The organism is Aquipseudomonas guryensis (assembly GCF_014164785.1).
Taxonomy (GTDB): Bacteria; Pseudomonadota; Gammaproteobacteria; order Pseudomonadales; family Pseudomonadaceae; genus Aquipseudomonas; species Aquipseudomonas guryensis.
On record NZ_JACJFN010000001.1, the window covers coordinates 1,668,731 to 1,684,763 of the forward strand.

The following is a 16,033-nucleotide window of genomic DNA, read 5'->3' on the forward strand; positions in this document are numbered from 1 at the left end:
ATGGATATCAAGGAAGCCCTCAACCGGGTGGTCAACCAGCTCGACCTGAGCACGGCCGAGATGCAGGACGTAATGCGCGAGATCATGACCGGCCAGTGCACCGATGCGCAGGTCGGTGCGTTCCTCATGGGCATGCGCATGAAGAGCGAGACCATCGACGAGATCGTCGGCGCGGCCCAGGTCATGCGCGAGCTGGCCTCGCCGGTGAAGATCAACGCCGAGCGCCTGGTCGACACCTGCGGCACCGGTGGCGACGGCATGAACATTTTCAACGTCTCCACCGCAGCCGCCTTCGTGGTCGCTGCGGCCGGCGGGCGGGTAGCCAAGCATGGCAATCGTGCGGTGTCTGGCAAGAGCGGCAGCGCCGACCTGCTGGAAGCCGCCGGGGTCTACCTCAATCTCAAACCGGAACAGGTGGCACGCTGCGTCGAGTCCGTGGGTGTCGGTTTCATGTTCGCCCCTGCACATCACGGTGCGATGAAGCATGCCATCGGCCCACGCCGTGAGCTGGCCCTGCGCACCATTTTCAACATGCTCGGTCCAATGACAAACCCGGCAGGTGTAAAGCATCAGGTGCTCGGCGTATTCAGCCAGGCCCTGTGCCGGCCGCTGGCCGAAGTGCTGCAGCGTCTGGGCAGCCAGCACGTGCTGGTGGTGCATGCCCAGGATGGCCTGGATGAAGTCAGCCTGGCCGCGCCGACCTATGTCGCCGAACTCAAGGATGGCGTGGTCAGCGAGTACCGCGTGCAGCCGGAAGATTTCGGCATCAAGAGCCAGAGCCTGATCGGTCTGACCGTAAACGATGCGGCAGAGTCCCTGGCGCTGATCCGCGATGCGCTGGGCAAGCGCAAGACCGAGAATGGCCAGAAGGCCGCCGACATGATTGTGCTCAACGCCGGTGCCGCGCTGTATGCCGCCGACCATGCGACCAGCTTCCGTGAAGGCGTGCAGCTGGCGCAGGACGCCCTGCACACCGGTCTGGCCTGGGAAAAACTCGACGAGCTGGTGTCCTTCACCGCCGTATTCAAGCAGGAGAACGAAGCGTGAGTATTCCCACCGTGTTGGAGAAGATCCTCGCGCGCAAGGCCGAGGAAGTCGCCGAGCGCCGTGCGCGCGTCAGCTTGGCCGAGGTCGAGGCGCTGGCGCGTGGCGCCGATACCCCGCGCGGTTTCGCCCGCGCGCTGCTGGAGCAGGCGGCACGCAAGCGGCCGGCGGTGATTGCCGAGATCAAGAAAGCCTCGCCGAGCAAGGGCGTGCTGCGCGAGAACTTCGTCCCGGCGGAGATCGCCAAGAGCTACGAAGCCGGCGGCGCGACCTGCCTGTCGGTGCTCACCGACATCGACTTCTTCCAGGGTGCCGACGCCTACCTGCAGCAGGCCCGCGCTGCCTGCAGCCTGCCGGTGATCCGCAAGGACTTCATGATCGACCCCTACCAGATCGTCGAGGCCCGTGCCCTGGGCGCCGACTGCGTGCTGCTGATCGTCTCCGCACTCGACGATGTGCGTATGGCCGAGCTGGCCAGCGTGGCCAAGGATGTCGGCCTCGACGTGCTGGTCGAAGTGCATGACGGCGATGAGCTGGACCGTGCGCTGAACACCCTGGATACGCCGCTGGTGGGGATCAACAACCGCAGCCTGCACAGCTTCGAAGTCAGCCTGGAAACCACCCTCGACTTGTTGCCGCGTGTGCCGCGTGACCGTCTTGTGGTTACCGAGAGCGGCATCCTCAACCGCGCCGATGTCGAGCTGATGGAGATCAGCGAGGTGTATGCCTTCCTGGTCGGCGAAGCCTTCATGCGCGCCGAGGATCCGGGTGCCGAGCTCAAGCGCCTGTTCTTCCCGGACGGTAAGCGGGTGGTACTCGGCGCCGATCCGGACTGATCGCCACCCACAAAAAAGCCCGCCGATTGGCGGGCTTTTTCGTTTCTGGTGAAGCGGGGCCGACGCGCGGCCGCCCCGATCAGCGTGTGCCGAAGACCACCATGGTCTTGCCTTTGACATGCACCAGGCCCTGTTCTTCCAGGGACTTGAGCACGCGACCAACCATCTCGCGGGAGCAGCCGACGATGCGGCCGATTTCCTGGCGGGTGATCTTGATCTGCATACCATCCGGGTGGGTCATGGCGTCCGGCTGCTTGCACAGGTCGAGCAGGGTGCGCGCCACGCGGCCGGTGACGTCGAGGAAGGCCAGGTCACCCACCTTGCGCGTGGTGTTGCGCAGGCGGTCAGCCATCTGGCTGCCGAGGGCGTAGAGAATTTCCGGGTCCTGGTGAGTCAGTTCGCGGAACTTGGCATAGCTCAGCTCTGCCACTTCGCATTCGGTCTTGGCGCGCACCCAGGCGCTGCGCTCTTTCTCGTTGCCTTCCTTCTCGAACAGCCCCATCTCGCCGAAGAAGTCGCCGGAGTTGAGGTAGGCAATGATCATTTCGCGGCCGTCATCGTCCTCGATAAGGATGGTGACCGAGCCTTTGATGATGAAAAACAGGGTTTCGCAGCGGTCGCCCGCATAGATGATGGTGCTTTTAGCGGTGTAGCGACGGCGATGACAATGTGCGAGGAGCTTGTCGAGATTCTTGATTTTCGGTGTAAGGGTAATAGCGACCATGCTCGAGTCCCGAAGAAAAAAAGAGTAAGCCTTTGTCCAACAGGCGATTTTTTTATTAGTTATCTGAACAAGTGTGCCAGTTATCCGCGGCCAGCTTAACAGACCAGACCGGTGCGGCAAGCCGATTTGCGACGTAGCTAACACTGGCTGCCACTAAACTCGGCCATTGCGCCTGAGGCGGGCGTCACAAAGCCCTGTGCTAAGCTACGCGCCCTTTTCTGGCAGTGGAGTCCTGGCAATGAAAGCGCGCATCCAATGGGCCGGCGAGGCCATGTTCCTCGGCGAATCCGGCAGCGGCCACGTGGTGGTGATGGATGGCCCGCCGGAAGCCGGCGGTCGCAACCTCGGTGTACGCCCGATGGAAATGGTGCTGATCGGCCTCGGTGGCTGCAGCAACTTCGACGTGGTCAGCATTCTCAAGAAGTCCCGCCAGCCGGTGGAGAGCTGCGAGGCCTTCCTCGAAGCCGAGCGCGCCGACGAAGACCCCAAGGTGTTCACCAAGATCCACCTGCACTTCGTGGTCAAGGGCCGCGGCCTCAAGGAGGCTCAGGTCAAGCGCGCGGTGGAGCTGTCGGCGGAGAAGTATTGCTCGGCCTCGATCATGCTTGGCCGTGCCGGCGTCGAGATCACCCATGACTATGAAATCATCGAGCTGGGCGCCTGACATCCGTGCATCATAAAGACCGCTCAAACTATGGCAGTCGGCCCCGTCGCTCTGCATAATGCGCGGCCTTTTTCGGGGCCGGACCAGTGCCCCAAACCCTACCCATAATCGCCATCGCGAAGAGGTGTTAACCGTCCTACGCAGCTGAGTCGTTCGCAGCTGACGGGCATGCTCGATCACGCGGCAGAGCCGCATCCACACAGAGAGTTTCCAACGGTGAAAAGCAAACTCAAGCTCCACGGGTTCAACAACCTGACGAAGACCTTGAGCTTCAACATCTATGACATCTGCTACGCGGAAACGCCGGAAGACCAGCAGGCCTACGTCCAGTACATCAACACCGAGTACGACGCCGAGCGCCTGACGCAGATCCTCACCGATGTTGTCGACATCATCGGCGCCAATATCCTGAACATCGCCCGTCAGGACTACGACCCGCAAGGCGCCAGCGTGACCATCCTGATCTCCGAGCAGCCGGTGGAGCCCACCGCCAGCCAGATCGAGGAGTCACCAGGGCCGCTGCCGGAGACCATCCTGGCGCACCTGGACAAGAGCCACATCACCGTACACACCTATCCGGAAATCCATCCGGTCGAGGGCATCGCCACTTTCCGCGTGGACATCGACGTGTCGACCTGCGGGGTGATCTCGCCACTCAAGGCACTCAACTACCTGATCCACCAGTTCGACTCGGACATCGTCACCGTCGACTACCGGGTGCGCGGTTTTACCCGTGACGTGGAAGGCAAGAAGCACTTCATCGACCACGAGATCAACTCGATCCAGAACTACCTCTCCGACGACACCCAGGACGCGTACCAGATGACGGACGTCAACGTGTACCAGGAGAACCTGTTCCACACCAAGATGCTGCTCAAGAACTTCGAGCTGGACAACTACCTGTTCGGCGACGCGGCCAGCAACCTGACGGCCGAACAGCGCAAGCAGGTGGAAGAGAAAGTGCGTCACGAGATGCTGGAGATCTTCTACGCGCGCAATATGCCGCGCTGATTCTTCCGCAACGAAAAAGGGCGCCGATTGGCGCCCTTTTCATGTCTGCAGCTTTATATCCGGTAGGTACTCTTGGTCATCACCTTGGACAGCAGGCTCATGCCCAGCTTCACCGGTGCCGGGAAGCGCAGGCCGCCGGCTTCCAGCGCGCTGGTGGCGTGGTGCTCTTCGTCCTCGCGCATCTGCTCGAGGATGGCGCGGGTCTTGGCGTCGTCGTGGGGGATCTGCTCCAGGTGCTCGTCCAGGTGCTTGACCACCTGATCCTCGGTGGCGGCGACGAAGCCCAGACTGACCTTGTCGCTGATCAGTCCGGCCACCGCGCCGACGCCAAAGGACAGACCGTAGAACAGTGGATTGAGTACGCTGGGGTGGCTGCCCAGTTCGCGGATACGCTGCTCGCACCAAGCCAGGTGGTCGATTTCCTCATCGGCGGCATGCTCCATGGCCTTGCGCACCTGCGGCAGCTTGGCGGTCAGCGCCTGGCCCTGGTACAGCGCCTGGGCGCAGACCTCGCCGGTGTGGTTGATGCGCATAAGCCCGGCCACGTGGCGGGTGTCTTCTTCGCTCATGGCCGCTTCGTTCTGCACGATGGCTGGCGACGGTCGCGTCGGAGCGCCGCTGAACGGCAGCAGAGTGCGCATGGCGGCATCGGCCTGCATCAACAGACGGTCAACGGGGGAAAACTGGCGTTCGCTGGTCATGGCCACCTCCACGGAAAGCATGCGGGCCAGTTTACCTGAACCCTTGGGCAGAAAAATGACCGGCGACAAGAGGCCGCAGTCGAGAGCTGCCGATCAACCCGGCGGCCAGTGCATCTGCCGTTGCCCCAGCACATGCATATGGATGTGGTAGACGGTTTGCCCACCGAGCTCGTTGCAGTTCATCGCCACGCGGAAGCCTTCCTCGCACCCCAGCTCCCTGGCCAAGCGCTGGGCGGTGAAGAGGATATGCCCGGCCAGCGGGCGGTCGTCTTCGCCGAGATCATTGAGGGTGGCGATATGGCGTTTGGGGATCACCAGGAAATGCACCGGCGCCTGTGGGCCGATATCGTGGAAGGCGAGCACCTGCTCGTCTTCGTAAATCTTGCGCGCGGGGATCTGCCCGGCGACGATCTTGCAGAACAGACAGTCCACGGGTATTCCTCCTGCGGGTTTCGGTATTCTGCGAGTGTAATGGCGCGTATTTATCCCGGCCAGCCTGGCGGGGTCACAAGGAGTGAGGGTGAAGAACGATATTCATGATCTGGGCTTGGTGCTCGATTCCAGGGTCAAGCTGGTAGTCATCGAGTCCTGGGACGAGAAGCGTGTGCTGGAGACGCTCACCAGCCTGGCGGTCAAGCGTGGCCTCGGCCTGTTCACCTGGGCGGTGACCGAAGGTCTGCAGCGCCTGGGCTTCGGTGGCGAGCCGGCCGGTGCCGGCGAGAGCTTCGAGCCGGATGCCGCGCTCAAGCTGATCAAACATGACCCGCAGCCCAACCTGTACGTGATGTGTGATTTGCATCCGTTCCTCGCCGACAACCCCAAGCTGGTGCGCCTGCTCAAGGAAATCGCCATGAGCGAGGCCAGCCACAAGCCCACCCTGGTGCTGGTTTCCCATAACCTCAAGCTGCCCGCCGAAGTCCAGCGTTATGCGGCGCGCTTCACCCTGGCCCTGCCCAGCGAAGAGGAGCTGCTGGCACTCGTGCGTGAGGAGGCCACGCGCTGGAGCGAGCTCAATCGCGGCGCACGGGTACGCACCGACAATCGCACCCTGCAGCAGGTGGTGAAGAATCTGCGCGGCATGAGTCATGCCGAGGCCCGCGCCCTGGCGCGCAACGTGATCTGCGACGATGGCGCGATCACCCAGGAAGACCTGCCGGAGCTGAACAAGACCAAGTTCCAGCTGCTCGACCTGGAGGGCGTGCTCAGCTTCGAATACGACACCGCGCAGTTCGCCGAAGTCGGCGGCCTGAGCAACCTCAAGCGCTGGCTGGGCGAGCGCCAGGACATCTTCCTCAACGGAAAAGGCCCGGACATGCCCAAAGGCATGTTGCTGGTCGGCGTGCAGGGCGGCGGCAAGAGTCTGGCGGCCAAGGCGGTGGCGGGCTTGTGGGGCTTGCCGTTGCTGCGCCTGGATTTCGGTAGCCTGTACAACAAGTTCTTCGGCGAGACCGAGCGCAACCTGCGCGAGGCGCTCAAGCTGGCCGAGCAGATGGCGCCCTGCGTGCTTTGGATGGACGAACTGGAGAAGGGCCTGTCTGCCGGCGATCACGACGAAGGCGTCAGTCAGCGTGTGCTGGGTACCCTGCTGACCTGGATGGCCGAGCGCAAGGCGCCGGTGTTCATGGTCGCCACCGCCAACGCCATCCACCGCCTGCCGCCGGAGCTGGTGCGCAAGGGGCGATTCGACGAGCTGTTCTTCGTCGATCTGCCGGATGCCGCGGTGCGTGCGGATATCTTCGCCATCCACCTGCGCCGTCGCGAGCTGGATCCGCAGCTGTTCGACCTGAATGAACTGGCGGCGGCCTGCGCCGGCTTCTCCGGTGCAGAGATCGAGCAGGTGGTGGTCAGCGCCCTGTATGCCGCGCAGGCGCGCCAGCAAAGCGTGGATCAGGGGCTATTGCTGCACAACATCCAGAGCACCGCGCCTCTCTCGGTGGTGATGGCCGAGAAGTTGGAGGCGCTGCGCGCCTGGGCAGCCGAGCGTACGGTCAACGCCGGTTAGTTCACGCCTGGCGCGGCAGCAGTGGGCGAATGGTTTTGGCCGTGATGTGCCGCACCAGAGCCCGTGGTGCCAGGCGCAGCACGATTGGGATCAGGCGGTTGCGCCAGCCGGGGATGATGATCGCGCGGTTCTTCTCCAGGCCGCGGATCGCCAGCTGCGCCACTTCTTCCGGGTCGGCTAGCAGCTTGTGCCGGGCCAGCGGTTCGCTGCGCAGCAGGCTATTGCGAAAGAATGGCGTGGCAACCGGGCCCGGGCAGAGCACAGAGACTTTCACCCCGTACGGGGCTAGTTCGTGGCGCAAACCTTCGGACAGGCTCAGTACATAGGCCTTGCTGGCGAAGTAGTTACTCATCAGCGGACCGGGCTGGAAGGCCGCCAGCGAGGCGACATTGAGAATCTGCCCGCCACCTTGCTGCACCATGCTGTTGCCGATGGCGTGGCACAGGCGGCTGAGGGCGAGGATGTTGAGTTCGATCAGTTCCTGCTCGCGGCCCCAGTCCTGCTCGACGAACAGGCCGGCGGTACCGATGCCGGCGTTGTTTACCAGCAGATCGATGCGTCGCTCGCCCTGCTCCAACTCCTGGAGCAGACCGGTCAGGCGCATGGGCTCGGCCAGGTCGCAGACGCGGAACAACGCCTCGATACCGAAGCGCTGGCTCAGTTCGCAGGCGAGGCTTTCCAGTGCCTCACGCTGGCGGGCGACCAGGATCAGGTTGCGCCCCTTGCGCGCCAGGGCCTCGGCCAAGGCCAGGCCGAGGCCGCTGGAGGCCCCGGTAATCAGTGCATAGGTGGGCATGGGCCGTCCTGGTCAGTGAGCGAGTTATTCCTGAGACTCTACGGCGCTGGGCATTTCCATCTGTGCCTCGGCGGCGCGCTGGGTGTACTGCTGGTACTGCGGAATGGCGATGGCGGCGAGGATGCCGATGATCGGTACCAGTAGCCAGGTGAATGCCAGGACCTTGGCGCCGGTGCTGTTCGGCGGCGGCGGCGGGCCATAGCGATTAGCCTCGGCAGTACCTGGTACGACCAGCATGATCAGGGCAAATACGCCGCCGACTACCGGTATCAGGTTCACCAGCAGAAGCCAGCCGGACCAGCCAATGTCATGCAGGCGTTGTACGCCAATTTGCACGCTGACCACCACGGCGGCGATAACGATGGCCGCCATCAGGATGCCACCCACGACCGGGGAAACAGCCATGGCCAGCGCCGAGATCAGGTACAGGCCAAGCGCGGCGAAGAAGATTGCTGCCGACCAGGCCAGGTAGCGCACGCGGCCGATCCGGCCATTGACGCTGAACACCTTCAGCTCGCCGAACTCGGGCAACTGCTCGGCGACCTGCGCCTTGGGCGTGGCATAGGGCGATGCCTCGCTGGCATTGCTCGTGGCCGCTACGGCGACCGACGCGGGTGGCGGGTTTTCCGCAAGCTGTGCCTGCCGCGCCAGGTATTTCTCGATGACGATGCCGCAGGCTTGGCACTCGATGGCCTTGGCCTGCTCATGGCCGCACTTGGGGCAGCTCATGCGTTCATTGCTGACTGCAGGCTCACTGGCCGGACGATGATCGTCGGTTTCCACCAGGCTCAAGCTGGCCGTCAGGTCCTTTTCCTTATGCACACGTGCGCCGGCCTGCTGCAGTGCGGCCAGGTACTTGTCGGCGTCGTCTTCCGTGAGATCGCGTTTGAGTGCCACGGCTGCGCCACTGAACAGGGCTTCGATCTTGCTGCGGTCGCTCTTGAACAGGCGGGCCAGATTGTCTTTCACGGTGTCTGCTGCCACCTCGGGCATCAGTTCACCGGTAAACACGATCTTGTAGCGTGCGTGGGTCATGCGTGCGTCCCTGTCGATTTATTGGAGTGTCTTGAGCCTAAGTATTTCAAGGGGGCTGAACAAGCGCCCCATGCGCAATTTGTTGCTCAGCGCGGCCAGCGTTGCGTCAATTGTCCGGCCTGGCCCTGGGCACGGCGGTACTCGGTATCCAGGCGGGCAATCAGCTCGCTCACTGTTGGCACATCGCTGATGCCGCCGACGCCCTGACCGGCCGACCAGACGGTCTTCCAGGCCTTGGCTTCCTCGTCCATCGGCTTGAGCTTCTCGCCGTAGTTGATGTCCCCTTTGTCCTGTAGGCGCTTGAGGTCATACCCGGCCAGTTCCAGGCTCTGGCGCATGAAGCTGGCTGGCACCCCGGAGACTGCCGGGGTATGCACGATGTCGGCAGCCCGTGCGCCGAGGATCATCTCTTTGTAGGCCTCATCGGCATTGCTCTCGCGGGTGGCGATGAAGCGGCTGCCGAGGTAGGCCAGGTCGGCGCCAAGCAGTTGGGCGGCGAGGATTTCGTGGCCATTGTTGAGGCAGCCGGCCAGCAGCAGGGTTTTATCGAAAAACTGGCGGATCTCGGCGATCAGGGCGAACGGGCTCCAAGTCCCGGCATGTCCGCCGGCCCCGGCAGCCACTGCGATAAGTCCGTCGGCGCCTGCTTCGGCCGCCTTTTCGGCATGGCGGCGGGTGGTCACGTCGTGGAATACCAGGCCACCATAACTGTGTACGGCATCCACCACTTCCTTGACCGCGCCGAGGCTGGTGATCACCAGTGGCACCTTATGCTCAACGCAGATGGCCAGGTCGGCCTGCAGGCGTGGATTGCTGCCATGCACGATCAGGTTCACCGCGTAGGGGGCGGCATGGGCGCTCAGGCCCGCCTCGATCTCTTCCAGCCAGACCTTGAAACCGCCGCTGTCGCGCTGGTTGAGGGCGGGGAAACTGCCCACCACGCCGTTGTTGCAGCAGGCCATTACCAGTGGCGGGGTCGACACCAGGAACATCGGCGCAGCCACCACTGGCAGGCGCAGGCGTTGGTCGAGCAGGGCGGGCAGGGACATGTACTTTCCTCTTGTTGTTATACGAGTGCGAAGTTAGAAAGGTTTAACCACCACCAGAATGACAATGGCCAATAGCAGCAGCACCGGCGCTTCGTTGAACCAACGATAGAACACATGGCTGCGGGCATTCTCGTTGCGCGCAAAGCGCTTGAGTTGGGCTCCGCACACGTGGTGATAGCCGATCAGTACGGCGACCAGCAGCAGCTTGGCATGCAGCCAGCCCATTTGCAGCCAGGCCGGGTTGAGGTAAAGCAACCAGCCGCCGAACAGCACGGTGGCGATCATCGACGGGTTCATGATGCCGCGGTACAGCTTGCGCTCCATCACGCAGAAGCGCTGCTGGCTGATCTCGTCCTCGCTCATGGCGTGGTAGACGAACAGTCGCGGCAGATAGAACAGTGCGGCGAACCAGCAGACCATGGCAATGATGTGCAAGGCTTTGACCCAGAGATAGAGCATCGAATGCTTCCCGACGGCGATTGAATAGCGCCGATAGTAGAGAAAGCACTGTCCATACGTCACCCTCGAGGTTGGCCGCAGCCCCGGTGGGCTTTATCATCGGCAGCCTTTCTGGGTTGGCTTCGAGGGTTGAGTGATGGTCAAGGTCGGTATCGTCGGCGGCACAGGCTACACCGGGGTAGAGTTGCTGCGTTTGCTGGCCCAGCATCCACAGACTGAAGTGGCCGTTATCACCTCGCGTTCCGAGGCTGGGGTGAAGGTCGCCGACATGTACCCGAACCTGCGCGGCCACTATGACAACCTGGCCTTCAGTGTGCCGGACGTGGCCACTCTGGGTGCCTGTGACGTGGTGTTCTTCGCCACCCCGCATGGCGTGGCCCATGCTCTGGCCGGCGAGTTGCTCGACGCCGGTACCAAGGTGATCGACCTCTCTGCCGACTTCCGCCTGCAGGATGCCGAGGAGTGGGCGCACTGGTACGGCCAGCCGCATGGGGCGCCTAATCTGCTGCCCGAGGCGGTCTACGGCCTGCCGGAAGTCAACCGTGAAGCCATCAAGGGCGCGCGTCTGATCGCCGTCCCCGGTTGCTACCCGACGGCCACCCAGCTCGGCCTGCTGCCCCTGCTGGAAGCCGGCCTGGCCGACCCCAGCCGCCTGATCGCCAACTGCGCCTCTGGCGTCAGCGGCGCCGGGCGTGGCGCCAAGGTGGGTTCGCTGCTCTGCGAGACCAGCGAAAGCATGATGGCCTACTCGGTCAAGGGGCACCGTCACCTGCCGGAGATCAGCCAGGGCCTGCGCCGCGCCGCCGGTGGTCCGGTCGGCCTGACCTTCGTGCCACACCTGGCACCGATGATTCGCGGTATTCACGCGACCCTGTACGCGACCGTTGTCGACCGCGGCGTGGATCTGCAGGCGCTGTTCGAGCAGCGCTATGCCAACGAGCCGTTCGTCGACGTGATGCCGGCCGGTAGCCATCCGGAAACCCGCAGCGTGCGCGGTGCCAACGTCTGCCGCGTCGCCGTGCACCGGCCGCAGGGCGGCGAACTGGTGGTGGTGCTGTCGGCCATCGACAACCTGGTCAAGGGCGCTTCCGGCCAGGCGGTGCAGAACCTGAACATCCTCTTTGGTCTGGACGAGCGTCTGGGGCTGGCCCATGCCGGACTGATGCCCTGAGGCGTACGGCACAATAATTGACCAATTTGCTCGGGTAAGCGGATAATCACTGCCCAAGCAGTAGGTAACATGGCGCCTGGCGCCGGGAGAGTAACAAGATGAGTGTCGAGACCTTCACTCCAACCCCTCTGATCTTCACTCAGGGTGCGGCGAACAAGGTGAAGAGCCTGGTCGATGAAGAGGGCAACGAGCGCCTCAAGCTGCGTGTGTTTGTCACCGGCGGCGGTTGCTCGGGCTTCCAGTACGGCTTCACCTTCGATGAGGAAGTGGCGGATGACGACACCATCGTCGAGCGCGAAGGCGTTAGCCTGGTGGTCGACCCGATGAGCTTCCAGTACCTGGTCGGCGCCGAAGTCGATTACCAGGAAGGCCTGGAAGGGTCGCGCTTCGTGATCAAGAATCCGAATGCCAGCACCACCTGCGGTTGCGGTTCGTCGTTCTCGATCTGAGTGTGCCGCTCAAGAAAAAGCCCGCAATTGCGGGCTTTTTTGTGCCTGCCGCTTTTTACGCCGGGTACCAGGCGCCCAGTACGCGCAGCCCCTTGGCCCCCGTCACGCTCGGGCGATTGCCGGGGATGCCTTCCAGGCAGCAATGGGCCAGCCAGGCGAAAGCCATGGCTTCGATCCAGTCCGGGGCGACGCCGCGACTGGCCGTGCTGGCAACCCGGGTGTCCGGCAGCAGTTCCTGCAAGCGCCTCATCAGCGCGCCGTTGTGCGCGCCGCCGCCGCACACCAGCAGTTCCGCGGTGCCTGGCTGGGCGTCCTGCAACGCGTCGACGATGCTGCGTGCGGTCAGCTCCAGCAGGGTGCGCTGGACATCGGCAGGTTCGATGGCGGGCAGCTGGCCCAGGTGCTGCTCCAGCCAGGGCAGGTTGAACAGTTCGCGGCCCGTGCTTTTCGGTCCGCGCGTATGGAAGAAGGCGTCGCCCAGCAGGGCGCTCAAGAGATCTTGATGGCAGCGGCCACTGGCTGCCCAGGTGCCATCGCGGTCGAATGTCTGGCCCTGATGCTGCTGGATCCAGGCATCCATCAGCGCATTGCCCGGGCCGCAGTCGAACCCATGCACAGGCTGATCCGGCCCCAGCAGGCTGAGGTTGCTGAAACCGCCGACATTGAGCACGGCCAGCCGCTGTGTGCCGTCATCAAACAGGGCTTCGTGAAAGGCTGGCACCAAGGGCGCGCCTTGGCCGCCGGCGGCGACATCGCGGCGGCGGAAGTCACTGATCACGTCGATGCCGGTCAGCTCGGCCAACAGTGCCGGGTTGCCGATCTGAATGGTGAAGCCGCGTGCCGGCTCATGGCGCACGGTCTGGCCGTGACTGCCGATGGCGCGGATATCCCTGGGGTTCAGCTTTGCGGCGGCCAGCAGGCTGGCTATGCCTTGGGCGGCCAGGCTGGCCCAGCGGTTTTCCGCTTCGGCGGCACGGGCCAGCTCGTCCGGGCCGGATGCGCAGAGAGCAAGCAGTTCACTGCGCAGTTCGGTCGGCATGGGGATGTAATGGGTGGCGAGCAGGCTGGGGCGTTGATCCTGCTCGATCAGAGCGATGTCCAGTCCGTCGAGACTGGTTCCGGACATCACCCCCAGGTAGTGCGGCATCGGCTTAGCGCTTGTTCTGGGCCAGGAGAGTTTTCTTTTCCTGATCCATGCGCGCCATCAACGGCTTGCTCAACTGCATGAAGCGCTGCTTTTCATTGCGTGCAATCGGGTCGGCCATCGGCAGTTTCTGGCTCAGTGGGTCAACATGGCGACCGTTGACCTGGAACTCGTAGTGTAGGTGCGGGCCGGTCGACAGGCCGGTGGTGCCGATATACCCGATGATCTGTCCCTGCTTCACATTGCTGCCGGTGCGTACGCCTTTGGCAAATCCCTGCATGTGTGCATACAGCGTGCGGAAGCTGTTGCCATGCTGGATCACCACCGTATTGCCGTAGCCACCTTTGCGCCCTGCCAGTTGAACCCGACCATCGCCGGCGGCTTTGATCGGCGTACCGCGCGGAGCGGCATAGTCGACGCCCTTGTGTGCACGGATCTTGTTCAGGATCGGGTGGCGGCGGCCCATGGAGAACTTCGAGCTGATGCGGGCGAAGTCTACCGGGGTGCGGATGAAGGCCTTGCGCATGCTGTTGCCGTCGGCATTGTAGTAGCTGGTCACGCCTTGCTTGCTGGTGTAGCGCACCGCGGTGTAGGTCTTGCCGCGGTTGGTGAAGCGAGCTGCCAGGATGTTGCCGTTGCCGACCTGCTTGTTGTTCACCACGTGTTCTTCGTAGATCACTTCAAACTCGTCGCCTTCGCGGATATCCAGGGCGAAGTCGATGTCGTAGCCGAATACGTTGGCCAGGTCCATGGTCAGGCTATGCGACAGGCCCGCACGTTTGGCAGAGAGGAACAGCGAACTGTTGATCACGCCATGGGAATAAGTGGTGCGCACCTCTGGTTTGACCAAGTCGCGCTTGAAGCTGTAGCCCTTGTCCGTGCGGCTCAGGGCAATGCTCTCTAGGTCGCTGAGCTTGCTGCGCACAGATTCCAGTTTGCCGTCTGGGGTCAGCTTGAAATCCAGTACCTGACCAATCCTGAGGTGGCTGAATTTCTTGGCGTCTTTGCTGCTGCTCAGGGCTTCGTGTAGGTCATTGGCAGTCAGGCCTACCCGGGTAAAAACCGTGGACAAGGTATCGCCATTGCCGACGGTTACGGTCTTCTGCAGTGGATCGGTGGGAGGAGATACTTCGCTTGTCTGGCTTTTCTGCTTCGCACCATCCTCGGTGCTGCTTTTTTCGGTCAGGCTGGCGCTATTAAATGGAGAGTCGCCTTGATTGCCTGTCGACAGGCCTGGTCGAAGATCATCCTTTTCCTGCAGCAGTTGCTCGGAGCCATTTTCCAGCTCGAGATTTAAATAGGTCTTCTTCGCCTCGACTTCGCGGGACGGGAACACCAGCAAGGCCAGGCTCAGCAGCGCAGCTACGCCGCTGGCAGCCAGCAGATGGCTCCTCGGGTAGGGCGGGGCTTTGGGTACAGAATGCGTCATGGCTAAGGGTGTTTCTTGGAAGAATGCATTAACTGACTAAAATATAATCAAATTTCTCTATAGGCAACCCTGCAGACGTTGCATCGGCTCAGTGGCATGCCCCCGCCGCAGAGCTTGTAATTGGTCAGTGATCTTGTATGGTTGGTTCCCTTTTGTTTTTGAGTGGCGACGAGTCCTGTCATGAAGTCGGTTGAAGAGCAGCTGGCGCTGATCAAGCGCGGTGCGGAAGAGGTTCTGGTCGAAGCGGAACTGGTTGAGAAGCTCAAGCGTGGCCAGCCGCTGCGGATCAAGGCCGGTTTCGACCCTACGGCGCCGGATCTGCACCTGGGGCATACCGTGCTTATTAATAAGCTGCGTCAGTTCCAGGAGCTGGGGCATCAGGTGATCTTCCTGATCGGCGACTTCACCGGGATGATCGGTGATCCTAGCGGCAAGAGTGCTACGCGGCCGCCGCTGACTCGCGAACAGGTGCTGGAGAATGCCGAGACCTACAAAACTCAGGTGTTCAAGATTCTCGATCCAGCGAAGACCGAAGTGGCTTTCAACTCCACCTGGATGGACAAGATGGGGCCGGCCGATTTTATCCGTCTGACCTCGCAATACACTGTGGCACGTATGCTCGAGCGCGATGACTTCGATAAGCGCTACAGCAGCAATCAGCCGATCGCCATCCACGAGTTCCTCTATCCGTTGGTGCAGGGCTATGACTCGGTAGCTTTGCGTGCGGATGTCGAGCTGGGTGGTACCGACCAGAAGTTCAACCTGCTGATGGGGCGCGAGCTGCAGCGCGCCTATGGGCAGGAGTCGCAGTGCATCGTCACCATGCCGCTGCTCGAAGGGTTGGATGGCGTCAAGAAGATGTCCAAGTCGCTGGGTAACTATATAGGTATCCAAGAAGCGCCTGGCGTCATGTACAACAAGCTGGTGTCGATGCCTGATGCGCTGATGTGGCGTTACTTCGAGCTGCTCAGCTTCCGCTCCATGGAAGAGATCGAACAGTTCAAGCGGGATGTCGAGGCGGGTGCTAATCCGCGCGATATTAAGATCAAGCTGGCTGAAGAGATTGTGGCGCGCTTCCATGGCGAAGAGGCTGCGGCTACTGCGCACCGTTCTGCAGGCAACCGTATGAAGGATGGTGAGCTGCCGGAAGATCTGCCTGAGGTCGAGCTGCTGGCGGCTGAAGACATGCCGATCTCTTCCGTCCTTAATAAAGCGGGCTTGGTGAAGAATGCTGCTGTCGCGCGTGATCTGCTGGGTTCCGGTGGTGTGAAGGTGGATGGCGAGGTGGTTGATCGCGGTTTCATGTTCAAGCTGGGTGCTGTGCATGTCTGTCAGGCCGGCAAGAAGGCCTTTGCGCGTATCTCGCTGAAAGCTGAATAAAAGTTTCAGAAAGGCGTTGACGGCGAAATCTGCGGGCCTATAATGCGCACCTCTTCCGGCGCAGCCTGATCTGAAAACTCCTTGCTAAACAAAGAGTTAGATGAAAATAAAGGTTGCGGCGGTGGCGGATTCGAGTAGA

General features: G+C 62.3%; 17 protein-coding genes. 8 read left to right on the top strand and 9 right to left on the bottom strand.

The window, feature by feature from the left end; all coding sequences use genetic code 11:
* Together trpD and trpC are read left to right on the top strand one after the other, a co-directional pair.
* Nucleotides 1-1,047 carry an anthranilate phosphoribosyltransferase gene (gene trpD, locus H3H45_RS07520; RefSeq protein WP_182833071.1) on the top strand — a complete coding sequence of 349 codons (1,047 nt, stop codon included), beginning with the start codon at nucleotides 1-3 and terminating at the stop codon, nucleotides 1,045-1,047.
* Nucleotides 1,044-1,880, top strand: a complete 837-nt coding sequence (gene trpC, locus H3H45_RS07525) for an indole-3-glycerol phosphate synthase TrpC (RefSeq protein WP_182833072.1) — start codon at nucleotides 1,044-1,046, stop codon at nucleotides 1,878-1,880. The genes trpD and trpC overlap by 4 nt, the downstream gene beginning before the upstream one ends.
* Nucleotides 1,881-1,959: 79 nt before the next feature.
* Here trpC and crp read toward each other — a convergent pair whose 3' ends face one another.
* Nucleotides 1,960-2,604: a cAMP-activated global transcriptional regulator CRP gene (gene crp / locus H3H45_RS07530; RefSeq protein WP_182833073.1), complete on the bottom strand. Its 645-nt coding sequence runs from the start codon at nucleotides 2,602-2,604 to the stop codon at nucleotides 1,960-1,962.
* Between the two features lie 238 nt (nucleotides 2,605-2,842).
* Here crp and H3H45_RS07535 point away from each other — a divergent pair, with 238 nt between their 5' ends.
* Together H3H45_RS07535 and speD are read left to right on the top strand one after the other, a co-directional pair.
* Nucleotides 2,843-3,268 carry an OsmC family protein gene (locus H3H45_RS07535; RefSeq protein WP_182833074.1) on the top strand — a complete coding sequence of 142 codons (426 nt, stop codon included), beginning with the start codon at nucleotides 2,843-2,845 and terminating at the stop codon, nucleotides 3,266-3,268.
* A 216-nt stretch (nucleotides 3,269-3,484) separates the two neighbouring features.
* Nucleotides 3,485-4,279, top strand: a complete 795-nt coding sequence (gene speD, locus H3H45_RS07540; protein WP_182833075.1) for an adenosylmethionine decarboxylase — start codon at nucleotides 3,485-3,487, stop codon at nucleotides 4,277-4,279.
* Between the two features lie 53 nt (nucleotides 4,280-4,332).
* Here the strand turns inward: speD and coq7 are convergent, their stop codons facing one another.
* Both coq7 and H3H45_RS07550 read right to left on the bottom strand, forming a co-directional pair.
* Entirely contained in the window at nucleotides 4,333-4,980 is a 648-nt protein-coding gene (coq7, locus tag H3H45_RS07545; protein ID WP_182833076.1) for a 2-polyprenyl-3-methyl-6-methoxy-1,4-benzoquinone monooxygenase, read from the bottom strand.
* Between the two features lie 93 nt (nucleotides 4,981-5,073).
* The gene (locus H3H45_RS07550; RefSeq protein WP_182833077.1) at nucleotides 5,074-5,412 is read right to left on the bottom strand and encodes a histidine triad nucleotide-binding protein; all 339 of its coding nucleotides are present in this window, start codon (nucleotides 5,410-5,412) and stop codon (nucleotides 5,074-5,076) included.
* An 88-nt stretch (nucleotides 5,413-5,500) separates the two neighbouring features.
* Here H3H45_RS07550 and H3H45_RS07555 point away from each other — a divergent pair, with 88 nt between their 5' ends.
* Nucleotides 5,501-6,982 (top strand): AAA family ATPase, encoded by a 1,482-nt coding sequence (locus tag H3H45_RS07555; protein ID WP_182833078.1) that lies wholly within the window; start codon nucleotides 5,501-5,503, stop codon nucleotides 6,980-6,982.
* A 1-nt stretch (nucleotide 6,983) separates the two neighbouring features.
* Here the strand turns inward: H3H45_RS07555 and H3H45_RS07560 are convergent, their stop codons facing one another.
* From H3H45_RS07560 to hemJ, 4 genes are all read right to left on the bottom strand, one after another.
* On the bottom strand, nucleotides 6,984-7,778 hold the full coding sequence (locus H3H45_RS07560; RefSeq protein ID WP_182833079.1) for an SDR family NAD(P)-dependent oxidoreductase: 795 nt from the start codon (nucleotides 7,776-7,778) through the stop codon (nucleotides 6,984-6,986).
* Between the two features lie 24 nt (nucleotides 7,779-7,802).
* Nucleotides 7,803-8,813 (bottom strand): DUF805 domain-containing protein, encoded by a 1,011-nt coding sequence (locus H3H45_RS07565; protein ID WP_182833080.1) that lies wholly within the window; start codon nucleotides 8,811-8,813, stop codon nucleotides 7,803-7,805.
* Between the two features lie 86 nt (nucleotides 8,814-8,899).
* Nucleotides 8,900-9,862 (bottom strand): NAD(P)H-dependent flavin oxidoreductase, encoded by a 963-nt coding sequence (locus H3H45_RS07570; protein WP_182833081.1) that lies wholly within the window; start codon nucleotides 9,860-9,862, stop codon nucleotides 8,900-8,902.
* 33 nt (nucleotides 9,863-9,895) lie between these two features.
* Nucleotides 9,896-10,321: a protoporphyrinogen oxidase HemJ gene (hemJ, locus tag H3H45_RS07575; protein ID WP_182833082.1), complete on the bottom strand. Its 426-nt coding sequence runs from the start codon at nucleotides 10,319-10,321 to the stop codon at nucleotides 9,896-9,898.
* A 136-nt stretch (nucleotides 10,322-10,457) separates the two neighbouring features.
* Between hemJ and argC the strand changes: the two genes are divergently transcribed.
* Complete coding sequence (argC, locus tag H3H45_RS07580; RefSeq protein ID WP_182833083.1) at nucleotides 10,458-11,492, top strand: N-acetyl-gamma-glutamyl-phosphate reductase; 1,035 nt, start codon at nucleotides 10,458-10,460, stop codon at nucleotides 11,490-11,492.
* A gap of 98 nt (nucleotides 11,493-11,590) precedes the next feature.
* Nucleotides 11,591-11,941 carry an iron-sulfur cluster insertion protein ErpA gene (gene erpA / locus H3H45_RS07585; RefSeq protein ID WP_173211578.1) on the top strand — a complete coding sequence of 117 codons (351 nt, stop codon included), beginning with the start codon at nucleotides 11,591-11,593 and terminating at the stop codon, nucleotides 11,939-11,941.
* Nucleotides 11,942-11,996: 55 nt separating this feature from the next.
* Here the strand turns inward: erpA and H3H45_RS07590 are convergent, their stop codons facing one another.
* Both H3H45_RS07590 and H3H45_RS07595 read right to left on the bottom strand, forming a co-directional pair.
* Nucleotides 11,997-13,088 carry an anhydro-N-acetylmuramic acid kinase gene (locus tag H3H45_RS07590; RefSeq protein ID WP_182833084.1) on the bottom strand — a complete coding sequence of 364 codons (1,092 nt, stop codon included), beginning with the start codon at nucleotides 13,086-13,088 and terminating at the stop codon, nucleotides 11,997-11,999.
* A gap of 4 nt (nucleotides 13,089-13,092) precedes the next feature.
* The gene (locus H3H45_RS07595) at nucleotides 13,093-14,514 is read right to left on the bottom strand and encodes a peptidoglycan DD-metalloendopeptidase family protein (protein WP_182833085.1); all 1,422 of its coding nucleotides are present in this window, start codon (nucleotides 14,512-14,514) and stop codon (nucleotides 13,093-13,095) included.
* 180 nt (nucleotides 14,515-14,694) lie between these two features.
* On the opposite strand from H3H45_RS07595, the gene tyrS reads away from it, so the two are divergent.
* Nucleotides 14,695-15,894, top strand: a complete 1,200-nt coding sequence (tyrS, locus tag H3H45_RS07600; RefSeq protein ID WP_182833086.1) for a tyrosine--tRNA ligase — start codon at nucleotides 14,695-14,697, stop codon at nucleotides 15,892-15,894.
* The last annotated feature ends 139 nt before the right edge of the window (nucleotides 15,895-16,033 follow it).

Coding starts and splice junctions, on each gene's coding strand:
- trpD (WP_182833071.1), top strand. CDS start 1: ATGGATATCAAGGAAGCCCTCAACCGGGTGGTCAACCAGCTCGACCTG.
- crp (WP_182833073.1), bottom strand. CDS start 2,604: ATGGTCGCTATTACCCTTACACCGAAAATCAAGAATCTCGACAAGCTC.
- H3H45_RS07535 (WP_182833074.1), top strand. CDS start 2,843: ATGAAAGCGCGCATCCAATGGGCCGGCGAGGCCATGTTCCTCGGCGAA.
- coq7 (WP_182833076.1), bottom strand. CDS start 4,980: ATGACCAGCGAACGCCAGTTTTCCCCCGTTGACCGTCTGTTGATGCAG.
- H3H45_RS07560 (WP_182833079.1), bottom strand. CDS start 7,778: ATGCCCACCTATGCACTGATTACCGGGGCCTCCAGCGGCCTCGGCCTG.
- H3H45_RS07565 (WP_182833080.1), bottom strand. CDS start 8,813: ATGACCCACGCACGCTACAAGATCGTGTTTACCGGTGAACTGATGCCC.
- H3H45_RS07570 (WP_182833081.1), bottom strand. CDS start 9,862: ATGTCCCTGCCCGCCCTGCTCGACCAACGCCTGCGCCTGCCAGTGGTG.
- hemJ (WP_182833082.1), bottom strand. CDS start 10,321: ATGCTCTATCTCTGGGTCAAAGCCTTGCACATCATTGCCATGGTCTGC.
- argC (WP_182833083.1), top strand. CDS start 10,458: ATGGTCAAGGTCGGTATCGTCGGCGGCACAGGCTACACCGGGGTAGAG.
- erpA (WP_173211578.1), top strand. CDS start 11,591: ATGAGTGTCGAGACCTTCACTCCAACCCCTCTGATCTTCACTCAGGGT.
- H3H45_RS07590 (WP_182833084.1), bottom strand. CDS start 13,088: ATGCCGCACTACCTGGGGGTGATGTCCGGAACCAGTCTCGACGGACTG.
- H3H45_RS07595 (WP_182833085.1), bottom strand. CDS start 14,514: ATGACGCATTCTGTACCCAAAGCCCCGCCCTACCCGAGGAGCCATCTG.
- tyrS (WP_182833086.1), top strand. CDS start 14,695: ATGAAGTCGGTTGAAGAGCAGCTGGCGCTGATCAAGCGCGGTGCGGAA.